This window comes from Fulvivirga aurantia, assembly GCF_009711475.1.
GTDB classification, from domain to species: Bacteria; Bacteroidota; Bacteroidia; order Cytophagales; family Cyclobacteriaceae; genus Fulvivirga; species Fulvivirga aurantia.
Genome location: NZ_SMMD01000859.1, coordinates 1 through 11,918, shown reverse-complemented (window position 1 = coordinate 11,918; position 11,918 = coordinate 1). Strand labels below are relative to the sequence as shown.

Below are 11,918 nucleotides of genomic sequence, written 5' to 3'. Positions count from 1 at the left end.
GCTGTAAAAGGTTTTGCAGACCTCTGCCTAGCCACTCGGCCACAGCGCCTTGCTTTGAAGTGTGCAAAACTATAAATATTACCTATTTGATCAAAGCTATTTTAATTTTCTTTAAAGTTATTGTGATTAACATTTTTATCACTTCATGAGCTTGGCAAAGAATGGCATAATTTCACTGTCATCTTTAATTGGCATCAGACTACAAACATCTGAAAGATCGCTACAATTGATGTCATTTAAGACCGTAGGGGCTATGTGTTTATAGTCAAGAGGCGTATTGCATTTTCTGTTTTCTATGGCCCCTTCTAATATGATTTTAATATTGTTATGCCTGTTGTCCTGAGATATTATATCAAAAAGTGATCTGATGGTCTTTTCTTCTCCTTCTATATACTGTAAATAATAATCATTACAATATATCATCTTGCTGGTTATTTCTAAGGCTTTGTTATTGTTTACGCACTCAAAAATGATGTTCCTCAAATAGTCGATATTGGTTCGACTAAGGAAAAGTATGTAGTACATCTTTTCTATCTGTGTGGATTATTTAACAAATATAAATCAATCAATTGTTAAATAATCCTTTTTAATGCAGTTAACACATTGTCAGCCAAAATTTTATGACCCTCTACATTGGGATGTATGCCGTCTGGTAGGTTAAGCGATTCATCACCAGCTACACCATCTAATAGAAACGGAATTAGCATGGAATCATTCTTTGTAGCCAGTTCCGGGAAAATGGCACTAAAGGCCTGTGAGTATTCCTGACCGAGATTTGGTGGCACCATCATTCCTGTAATTATGATTTTAACGTCAGGATTTTTGGCCTTTACCTTATCGATGATTGCTTGAAGGTTTTCTTTAGTTTGAGTTACCGGTAAGCCTCTTAGGCCATCGTTGGCACCTAACTCAAGAACGAATATATCAATTGGTTTTTTTAAGACCCAGTCAATCCTGTTGAGACCACCGGCAGAGGTTTCGCCACTCAGACCCGCATTTATAACTTCAACATTATGTCCTTTATCGTTAAGTGCTTGCTCTATAAGGTGAGGGAAGGCCTGCTCTTTAGATAATCCGTAACCGGCAGTAAGACTGTCTCCAAAAAATAAAATGGTAGTAGTTTGTTCCTTAAAAGAAAGCGCTACAGTTGAAATAAAAAATACTACTAGAAAAAAAATGCGTTTATTAATACTCATTATTTATAAAGATATGGTCGTGATAATTTAATTGATCAAATTTTACACCAAAAATACTACCACTCGTAAAAAAGAATAAACATATTCAAGTATTAAACGCTTTAAATTCAAGCTTGTTACCCGTTCATTATGCCCATTATATTAAGTATAGAAAACCTCACTAAATCATTTAAAACCGGAAATAAATCACTTACTGTACTCGACAACGTCAGCTTCGATGTAGAAGAAGGTGCGAGTATGGCCATAGTTGGCCCTTCAGGAAGTGGAAAAACTACTTTATTAGGTTTATGTGCAGGATTAGATGTTTCAACCTCTGGTACTGTTTCTTTAGTAGGCATTAAGCTCAATGCTTTAGATGAAGACGATAGAGCGTATGTGCGTAATCAACACGTAGGCTTTATATTTCAAAATTTTCAGTTATTGCCTACCCTCACAGCGCTCGAAAATGTGACTGTACCGCTTGAGTTGAGAGGTGAGAAAGGATTTACAGAAAAGGCTAAAGCTCTTTTGGAACGAGTCGGCCTGGGAGAGCGTATGAGTCACTATCCCTCAGAACTCTCTGGTGGAGAGCAGCAAAGAGTGGCGATGGCAAGGGCATTTATTACTTCACCTAAAATCTTATTTGCAGACGAACCTACTGGTAATTTGGATGAAGAGACAGCACATCGGGTAACGGAATTGCTTTTCGAAATTAATAAAGAGCAGGGCACAACTCTCGTGCTCGTGACACATAACATGGAGCTTGCCGAAAATACTGAGCGCATCGTGCAGCTCAAGGGAGGTCGATTAGTAGCAGATAAGAAGTCGCTAACAGCCTCCTGATATGGAATATATTATTAAAATCAAGAAGAAAACAACCAACCTGTTTAAAGATAAATGGGTCTGGAAGATGGCCTGGAAAGATGCCCGAAATAATTTCTCAAGACTCTTTTTATTTATTTCGTCTATAGTTATCGGTATAGCCGCCTTAGTTTCTATCGATTCGTTTAATATCAATCTTCAAAACAACATCGACAGTCAGGCAAAAGACCTGTTAGGCGCTGATTTTGTGGTTAAAGCCAATAAAGAGTTTGAAGATGAGCTGATGTCAGCTTTTGATTCTTTGGATGCTCCTCAGGCGGAAGAAGCCAATATGGCGAGTATGGCCATGTTTATGACCAGTACACCCGGCACACGATTGGTAAGGGTTGTAGCTCTGGAAGGACCATTCCCATTTTATGGAGATATAGAAACATTGCCGTCTGATGCTTATGAAAAGCTTAAAACAGGCCAATACGCTATGGTTGATGAGAATCTGGCCAGCCAATACGATGTGAGTGCTGGTGACTCTATTAAAGTGGGATACCTCACATTTAAAGTAGCGGGTGAAGTGAGCAAAATCCCGGGAGGAGGTGGAATTCAGTCCACTTTTACGCCATCGGTGTATTTTGATAAAAAGTACTTAGACTCTACAGGGCTCGTACAATACGGAAGTCGTGTAAACTATCGAAGGTATTTCAAGGCAAATAGTGAAGAAGAGGCAAATGCCATGCTCGATGAGCTGAAGCCAACTATTAGAAAATATGGCCATTCGTTTGATGATGTTGAGGAGCAGAAAGAAGACCTGGGTGAGGGCTTTCAGAACCTGTATAAGTTCTTTAATCTACTTGCCTTCATAGCCCTGATTTTAGGCTGTATAGGTGTAGCAAGTTCTGTGCATATATATGTGAAAGAAAAAAGAAAAACCGTAGCGGTCTTGAGGTGTATAGGTGCTTCCGGGTGGCAGGCCTTTAATATATTTTTTATACAAACAATCGCATTAGGTCTACTGGGAACACTGCTGGGAATCGGTTTGGGTCTACTGATTCAATACGCTTTGCCCGTACTATTACAAGAGTTTATACCGTTTGAGCTGGAGCTTTCGCTGGCATGGAGAGCCATAGGGCAAGCACTTTTGCTGGGGCTTATAATTTCTATGCTCTTTTCTGTACTTCCATTGGTTTCGGTGAGGTTTGTACCACCTCTTTCTGTGTTAAGAGCGACTTTTCAACCATTACAGCGGATTTCTAAAGTAAGGGTAACGGTGATTGTCTTGATTATTCTTTTCCCTCTGTTATTTGCTGCCTATCAAACCAAAAGTATTGTAACAGGTCTGTTCTTTTTTGCAGCATTAATGATTGCGTTCTTAAGTCTGGCAGGTGTGGCATATGCGCTTATGAGACTGGTAAAACGATATTTCCCTTCTGGTTGGAGTTTTATTTGGAGACAAAGTCTTGCCAATTTATTTAGGCCTAATAACCAGACCATTGTGTTAGTTGTGGTAATTGGTTTAGGTGCTTTTTTGATCGCTACACTCAATATCGTACAAAATAGCCTGCTAAACCAGGTGGAGTTTGTAGGGCAGGAAAACCAGTCTAATACTATTCTTTTTGATATACAGCCACCACAAAAAGAAGGTGTGGTGAAGCTTACAAAAGAAAATGATTTGCCGGTACAGCAGCTGGTACCAATAATTACTTGTCGGATAAGTAAAATTAATGGAAAGAGTGTAGCTCAAATACAGAGAGACACCACTGATTCGATACCCAATTGGTCGATTACCAGAGAATATAGAGTTACATATCGGGATACCCTCAATGCCTCAGAAACCCTCACCAAGGGGAAAGTACAACAAATTAGTAATGACTCCATTTATGTGACAATCTCTGAAGGAATGCAGGAAAACCTCATGGTTGATATTGGAGATACGGTTGAATTTGATGTGCAGGGTGTGCCAGTGAAAACATATATTGGCGGGATAAGGGATGTTGAGTGGCCAAAGGACCCTCCCAACTTTATATTTGTTTTTCCGACCGGGGTATTAGAAGAGGCACCTCAAATTTATGTATTAACCACACGAATTGAGGCTCAAACGCAGGCAAATGCTTACCAGCGTGAATTGATCACACTATACCCCAATGTATCACTTATTGACCTGAGACTTATCCTCTCAACCATAGATGAGTTTTTTGGGAAAGTATCATTTGTTATTCAGTTTATGGCACTGTTTAGTATAATCACGGGTCTGGTGGTTTTAGCAGGAGCTGTTATTAATAGCAAATATTTGAGACTAAGAGAAAATGTGTTGCTTAGAACAATAGGGGCTGTGAAAAAGCAAATTATCGGTATGACTATATTGGAGTATGCTTATCTCGGCTTTTTTGCAGGATTGACGGGTATTGGACTGTCTGTATTATCAGGTTGGATTTTAGCTATTTACTTCTTTGAGATAATTTTTCTGCCTGATATTCTGGGGTTACTCTACATTTGGGTAGGAATCATGGTGCTTACAATTGTTGTAGGATGGTTTAACACCAGGGATGTTTTATACAAGTCACCGTTAGAAGTCCTGAGAAAAGAGAGCTAGATTAATTATATTTAAGTTAGGTCATTTTATAATTATACAGTATAATGCCTCTGTCAAAGAATCTCAAATGGTCAGTTTGCTTTATTCTCTTGCTATTTTGTCGAGTTGCATCAGCCGACACACCTGGTATAATATTTATAGAAAATAAAGGGCAGTGGTTAACCGGAGCATTATTTGGCTCAGATATTCCGGGTGGTAATTTCTATATAACCGAGTATGGCTTTTCTTACCTGATGTACGACACCGAAGACATCTGGAATAATCATCATAATATGCATAAGACTAGTGATGCGTTGTCTCACGACCATGCGCATGAAGCAGGGCAAGAGTCAAAACTGCAAATGCATATGTTTCATGCAGACTTTGTGAATGGAAATTTTGATAACGTAAGACCTCATAGAGTTAGAAATACTAAGTACAATTATTATTTTGGCAACGATCAGTCTGATTGGGTGAGCGCAGCTAAAGGTTATGAGCAAGTCAAGATTGATAACTTATACCCCGACATCGATCTACATTTATCTTCTGAGTCTTGGAGTCTTAAGTATGATTTAATTGTAAAGCCTGGAGCTTGTACTGAAGATATTGAGATTAATTATCGAGGCGTCAAAAACATAAGTTTATCAAATGGGAATTTGGTCATACAAACGTCATTTAACGAGATCATAGAAAATCGCCCGTATGCCTACCAACTGATCAATGGTAAAGAGGTAGAGGTAGTTTGTGAGTATCAACTCACGGGAAGCAAACTTAGCTTCGATTTACCATTTGGTTATGACGAGCGTTATGACCTAATTATTGATCCGCTTTTAATTTTTTCTACCTACTCTGGGTCTCCAGCTGATAATTGGGGTAACACTGCCACTTTTGGCGAAAATGGTAAACTATACTCCGGGGGCATTACCAATCATTTTAGGAATACTGAATTTTTGGGTGAGTTTCCAGCAACTGAAGGTGCCTACCAAACCGATTGGGCCGGAGTTTGGGATCTGGCGATTATCAAATATGACTCCACCGGATCAGACGTGGAATATGCTACATATCTAGGTGGAAGCGGGTCAGAAGTTCCGTTAAGTATGATTATGAATAGTAAGAAAGAACTTCTGATACTGGGAGTTACGAATTCTACAGATTTTCCTACAACCACTGGTGCCTATGAATCATCATTTCAAGGAGGGTCGTTCATTTCTACTATTTTGGGTGTCTCATTTGATAATGGCAGTGATTCATTTGTTCTGAAACTTAGTCAGGACGGGTCAGCCTTAGAAGCGAGCACATACTTTGGAGGGAACGGGAATGACGGTCTCAATGATAGTGATGGAGCACTAACTAAAAATTATGGCGATGAACAACGAGGAGAAATTTTCATTGATAATCTAGATAACATATACATTATAGGAAGCACTTCTTCAACAGATTTATTTCCTTCTGAAATAAACTCTTTCGACAGCGTTTACGGAGGAGGGTTGTCAGACGGGTTTTTGGTAAAATTTGATGATGGTTTAGAAACTGTGGAATGGGGTGGTTATCTGGGTGGAGCCGGTACGGATACAGGGTTTGCTGTAAAAGTTGACAGTAAAAATGACGTTTTTATAGCAGGAGGCACCAATAGTAGTGATTTCCCTGTAAGTGATAGCAGCTCAATATATAATGGTAATATTGATGGATGGGTGGCACGGCTTAATCAGGATTCTGTTAAAATTAACAAAAGCCAATTCTTAGGAACCACCAGTTATGATCAGGTTTATTTTTTAGATATCGACAGTAATGATGATGTCTATTTGCTGGGCCAAACAAGAGGTAGTTATCCTGTAACAGGATCTGTTTATAATAACCCAGGTGGAGGTCAGTTTTTACATAAATTGACTAATGACTTAGACTCTACGATTTTTTCCTTGCCTTTTGGCAGTACGGGTAGGAGAGAGCCAAATATTTCGCCTACAGCCTTTTTAGTTAATGATTGTAACAATCTATACGTAGCTGGTTGGGGAAATACACAAGGCAATTTTCGCGATGATAATTATGTAAGGCTTAGTACCAATGGTTTACCAACTACAACCGATGCACTTAGATCAACTACAGATGGAGATGATTTCTATTTGTTCGTTTTAGATGCAGACGCTACTTCATTATTATATGCCACCTTCTTTGGAGGAAGTGATGCTCTGGTACATGTAGATGGTGGCACCAGTAGATTTGATAAAAGCGGTATAGTGTATCACTCTGTATGCGCAAGTTGTACCGGGTCATCTTCCTTTGAAGTAACAGATAACGCATGGTCTACACAGAATGGTGCCAACGGTGGGTGCAACAATGCAGCCTTTAAATTTGACCTGGCTTCTCTAAGAGCAGTGCTGCAAACCAACAATACTGCACTCACACAGCCAGGTTACAAAACGGTTTGCCTCCCCGATAGCATCGTTTTTCAGAATCTAAGTATCGGTGGTGAGATGTACAAATGGCAATTTGGTGATGGTCAGGAGATTACAACTGCAGAAAAGATAGATATCACCTATCAATATGGTAGTGCCGGGAGGTACGAGGTCGTACTTACCGCATTTGACCCTAATACCTGTACTGCTCAGGATGTCACAAGTACAGTGGTTGATGTTTTTGATCCTATTCATAGAGCTGGTGATGATGCAGTTATTTGTGTAGGGGAGGAGTTCAGATTGACTGCTTCAGGGGGACTCAACTACTTCTGGATAAGCGATGATAGTACGTTTACATCTGATTTGGTGCGACCAATAGTTCAACCTAGTGATACTACCTCCTATTTTGTGGAAATTTCAGATGCTAATTGTACTACACTTGATACGCTTACGGTTGATGTTATACCTGAAGTCAATTTTGATTATGACATAGAAAAAGTGCATGACTGCAAGTCACGTCCAGATTTAAAGTTGATCAATAGAGATACCACAGCCAGTTACACCTGGCATTTGGGTGATGGCACTACCTCAGATTTATTGGAGTTCACACATTCTTATAAAAAAGATGGTTCATATTCAGTGCAGCTAATTGGGAAAAATGGAAAGTGCGTGTATCAAAGAGATTCAACAGTAAGTATGGTCACAGTTAAAGTGCCTAACGTTTTTACCCCTGGGGATGGCCATCCAAACGGAACCTTCGAGATTATCAGTTCAACACAAGAGGATTTAAGAATTTATAACAGATGGGGTAGGCTCGTTTATGAAAGCGATGACTATCAGGATGACTGGACAGCTGAAGAGGTGCCGGGGGGTGTTTATTATTACGAAGTCGATATCGAAAACGAAACCATCTGCACGGGGTGGGTTCAGGTGTTTAATTAACCTAAAACAATAACCACAACAGGATTAGTGTAACCACAAAAACCATCAAAGCAATTACGTCTTTGTGGATTTTCATTTCAATACCCGGTAAACATTTTTTCTATCCTACTTATAATACCTCTCAGGATGTCAAAATAGAGCGTTATTATTAAAAATACAGACATCATCCAGATAATGGAAAGATTGAAATACAGTGTATCTATGGTATAGCCTAAAAAGTGCTTTTTAGCTACATAAAACTGCGACCTGTAATCAAACATATGATCAGGTGTTGGGTCTTTGTATATAGGAAATATCTTCTGTACTAGTTTTCCATTGCTCTCTATTATCCTGTGTTGCTCATGCTGGTTCCTCACGATCTCTGCAATGGCCTCATTTCTATACCTGTCTTTAAATGCATCGAAAGCAGCCCTATCTTCCTCGGTATTTGTACGATTAACAATGATTTTATCTTTGGTTTTATCTGCATTGTTATATCTGCGAGTATAAAAAGCCCTAAGATTTTCTAAAAAGGAATACGTTTCTGAGTACAGGGTGGAATCAAAACTTTGTAATTGAAGCTGATCTAGTTTTGTAAATTTATCATCACCAACGATTTCCAGTTCTTTTGCAATTTCATTTCTTAAGAGCTTAAGGTTAGCCTTCATCTTCTGTTCAACTTCCTCATCATCCTTTCTGAAGTTATTTAAATTATATTGCAAGCTTGATTCTAAAGCAGGTATATAGTACAATTTCTTATAATCGGCATCGGCCATTACTTTCTCATAGGGGTAAAAAAGCTCTTCATATTCGTTGTCTTTAAACTGACTGACCATAGCAGCTTCAAACGCCCACCTCGAAGCCATCAAATCACCCACCAATGGCACTTCTCCGGCAGAACTGAGATCAGGGTTTAGCTTATCAAATTTCACAACGACTCCACTCAATACAAGCTGGGGAATTAATAATATCGGAATGATAATGTAAATCGTTACAGCAGAATTAAAGGCAGAGGAAATATTTAAGCCCATAACGTTGGCCATGCATGAAGTTGAAAACAAAATCATCCAATGTGTGAGTAACATACCATCTATTTCTAAGATCACGTTACCTATGATCACGAATGTAAGGGTCTGAATTGCAGATAAGGTAAAGAGGATTGAGATTTTAGAAAAAAGGTAGCTGCTGCGGCTAAGATTAAGGAACGACTCTCTTTTTAAAATTTTTCGATCTCTAATAATTTCTTCTGCGCTTACCGTAAGGCCCATAAATAACGCGACAATCACGCTCATAAAAAGATAAGCCGGGATATTCAGGTTGGTGCTAAACGAGTAACCCAGATGGATTGTATTGTCTTTGTTATAATACCTGACAATGTAGGCGAGTAATAAGGCTAATACTGGAGCCTCAAGAAGATTAATCAGCAAATACTGTTTGTTACTGAGTTTGGCGAGCACATCTCTTGTAGCAAATAACCTCAGCTGCTTAAGTTTATTGGGGATGTTGAGTGTAGAGTGAGGTGGAATTTCTGTTTTATTTACCTTCGGCAGTTTGGTTTTCTCTTCATAGTACTGATTCCACTGCTCAGGAGATACTTTTCTTTCGTTGGTAAAATTGCCGTACTCGTTGATTACCTTCGTTTCGATAATATTAAATATCTGTTCCGGGTTCACGTTTCCGCACTCTATGCACTCTCCTTGCTCACTATTTATCAGGTTTATTATGCCTTTAAAATAAACTACTGCCTCTACCGGGTTGCCATAGTAAATCTGATACCCACCCGTGTCGAGTATTACCAACTTGTTAAACATTTTAAAAATGTCGGAAGAAGGCTGGTGGATTACAACAAAGACCAATTTCCCTTTAAGTGAGAGCTCTTTGAGCAAGTCCATTATATTCTCAGAGTCTCGGGAAGAAAGACCGGATGTTGGTTCATCAACAAATAAAACGGAGGGCTCTCTCAACAATTCCAAACCAATATTTAACCTCTTTCTCTGTCCACCACTAATGGTTTTCTCAAGAGGTGAGCCCACTTTGAGGTCTTTTGTTTCTTGTAAGCCGAGGTTTATTAATGTCTGAGTAACCAGCTTGTCAGTCTCGCTCTCATCGAGGTTGTCAAAACACAACTTGGCCGCATAAAAGAGGTTTTGATATACCGTGAGCTCTTCAATTAGGAGATCGTCCTGAGGGACAAAGCCTATTACGCCTTCTATTTTTTCTGGTTCACGATGTATGTCAATTCCATTTATAAGTACCTCACCTTCACTGGGTACTTCATGGCCGTTTAGTACGTTGAGCAGCGTAGATTTACCCGCTCCACTAGCGCCCATGAGCCCAACCAGCCGACCTGACTCTTCTGCAACATTGATGTTGCGGAGGCCAAGCTTACCATTTTTAAATTTGAAAGAGATGTTGTTGGCTTCAAAGCTAATTTTCTTGTCGTTGCCACCAGACATAAACTTACTGATCACATCTCCATAATAAATAGGATCAGCTTTGTCTACGCGCACGGTAGAACCATTACCAAAAACGGCTATTTTATCATTTTTTAAGGGCACACCATTTAAATAAACCTCTTTAGGACCCAGGTATTTAATGAAATATGAGTCTGCCTCACTCAGGTTGAGGAAGCACAAAAAGCCTTGTAATTTACTTCGTTTGAGATGTTTGAAATTTGGCTTGTCGTAGTCATGGCTGTCGGCAACTAAGATTGCCTCATCATAAAAGCTTTCCGGTGTTTTGCCCACCACAAATGCTTTAATTAGTTTTACCTCTCTATGGTTAACGTTAAAAGCCTTAGCAATGGCATTTAGCAATTCTTCTTCGCGACCCGAAATATGACCATCAGCTAATATAATAGCCATCAGCTCAAGAAGAATGACTACTTTTTGTTTTTGTGTAAGCTCCTGATTTATTTCATGGCAAATGACATCTATTCTTCGCTGCTCTTCTTTTGTATCAACAGTTTCATCTACTATAATCGAGTCGCTATAGTCATCAAACTCTTTGAGGTAACCTTCTACAGCGTTTCTATTGAGATTTTCTGATAAGAAAGTGGCTATCTGGTCTCGCTCTTGTTGGGTGACATCGTCTTCTTTGGCAACAATCGCAAAGAGTTTGATAATAGCTTTGAGTAAAGGCTCGCTCATAGTACAACTTAAATACGAAGTAAAATACTAATATAATATCTGAAAAATAAAAAAGGGATCATGTTTTGATCCCTTTTAAATGCTAATATCGTTTGATATGCCTTATTCAGTAATGCCGTTTCTTATGTCAGCTACTTTAGCAGTGATACCTATTAAAGTTTCGTCTGACAACACAAGGTCAGCTCTGTTGTTTTTAATTTGCTCTTCGATATTCAATGACTCGTAGTCTTTCTGAAGCTCTTTAAAGCCAGCAAGTAAGTCAGTAACAGGGTCTGTTTGCTCAATATTACCAAGCATATTAACCAAATCTTCGATGGCTTTCTCTTGCTCAAGTACAACTCTGATGAGTGGTGTTAAAACAAGATTTCTGCTATCATCAGGTAAGATGTCTTTAGGGTAAGTTTTGATTAACTCAGTAGAAATGTAAAGTCCTTCTACGAAAGAACCTGTGATTACCAACGCAGCAAGTTTGTTTCTGCTATCATCTTTAAGGTAATTTTCGGTTTCTTTTATTGTTTCGTTAAGCAAGTAAGCCAAAGAATCTTTTCTAGAAAGGTTGCTTTCAAATCTTTGGATTAGTTCACTGTTAAAAGAACCTGTAATGCCTAAATTGTCAGCCAATTTCTTAGCAGAAGTCATGTAGTTAAGTGCTTCCTGTACCTTGTCGTATGATACTAAATAACCAATATCGGCAGCATAAACACCAAGATTTAACGAAGCCTTGTCATTTCTTGAAGCATATTCGTCAGCGCGGTTTTGATCATTAATTAATGTCTCGTTAAACTCAGCTCCTGTAGCTTCTAGTAAAAAAGGAATTTCAGATGGAGAGGGTATCTCATATACCACTTCCTGAATTTGTCCTTTAAGGTCAGATTCTGCCTGCTCAAATTCGTCT

The 11,918-nt window shown here is 38.9% G+C and carries 7 protein-coding genes; 3 read left to right on the top strand and 4 right to left on the bottom strand.

The window, feature by feature from the left end:
• Positions 1-138: 138 nt before the first annotated feature.
• Together E1176_RS13225 and E1176_RS13220 are read right to left on the bottom strand one after the other, a co-directional pair.
• Positions 139-525 (bottom strand): BLUF domain-containing protein, encoded by a 387-nt coding sequence (locus E1176_RS13225; protein ID WP_155211110.1) that lies wholly within the window; start codon positions 523-525, stop codon positions 139-141.
• A 47-nt stretch (positions 526-572) separates the two neighbouring features.
• The gene (locus E1176_RS13220) at positions 573-1,196 is read right to left on the bottom strand and encodes an arylesterase (RefSeq protein ID WP_155211109.1); all 624 of its coding nucleotides are present in this window, start codon (positions 1,194-1,196) and stop codon (positions 573-575) included.
• Between the two features lie 129 nt (positions 1,197-1,325).
• On the opposite strand from E1176_RS13220, the gene E1176_RS13215 reads away from it, so the two are divergent.
• The 3 genes from E1176_RS13215 (at position 1,326) to E1176_RS13205 (ending at position 7,895) form a co-directional block, all read left to right on the top strand.
• Positions 1,326-2,018 carry an ABC transporter ATP-binding protein gene (locus E1176_RS13215; protein WP_155211108.1) on the top strand — a complete coding sequence of 231 codons (693 nt, stop codon included), beginning with the start codon at positions 1,326-1,328 and terminating at the stop codon, positions 2,016-2,018.
• Between the two features lies 1 nt (position 2,019).
• A complete protein-coding gene (locus E1176_RS13210) occupies positions 2,020-4,581 on the top strand; it encodes an ABC transporter permease (RefSeq protein ID WP_155211107.1) in 2,562 nt (853 codons plus the stop codon).
• A gap of 89 nt (positions 4,582-4,670) precedes the next feature.
• Entirely contained in the window at positions 4,671-7,895 is a 3,225-nt protein-coding gene (locus tag E1176_RS13205) for a DUF7948 domain-containing protein (RefSeq protein ID WP_185152799.1), read from the top strand.
• A 77-nt stretch (positions 7,896-7,972) separates the two neighbouring features.
• On the opposite strand, the gene E1176_RS13200 is transcribed toward E1176_RS13205, so the two are convergent.
• Positions 7,973-11,023 (bottom strand): ATP-binding cassette domain-containing protein, encoded by a 3,051-nt coding sequence (locus tag E1176_RS13200; RefSeq protein ID WP_155211105.1) that lies wholly within the window; start codon positions 11,021-11,023, stop codon positions 7,973-7,975.
• Positions 11,024-11,125: 102 nt separating this feature from the next.
• The coding region (locus E1176_RS20715) for a hypothetical protein (RefSeq protein ID WP_185152798.1) at positions 11,126-11,918 on the bottom strand (793 nt) is incomplete at its 5' end.

Bases quoted from the DNA above. Each gene is read 5' to 3' on its own strand.
- E1176_RS13220 (WP_155211109.1), bottom strand. From the start codon at position 1,196: ATGAGTATTAATAAACGCATTTTTTTTCTAGTAGTATTTTTTATTTCA.
- E1176_RS13210 (WP_155211107.1), top strand. From the start codon at position 2,020: ATGGAATATATTATTAAAATCAAGAAGAAAACAACCAACCTGTTTAAA.
- E1176_RS13200 (WP_155211105.1), bottom strand. From the start codon at position 11,023: ATGAGCGAGCCTTTACTCAAAGCTATTATCAAACTCTTTGCGATTGTT.
- E1176_RS13215 (WP_155211108.1), top strand. From the start codon at position 1,326: ATGCCCATTATATTAAGTATAGAAAACCTCACTAAATCATTTAAAACC.
- E1176_RS13225 (WP_155211110.1), bottom strand. From the start codon at position 525: ATGTACTACATACTTTTCCTTAGTCGAACCAATATCGACTATTTGAGG.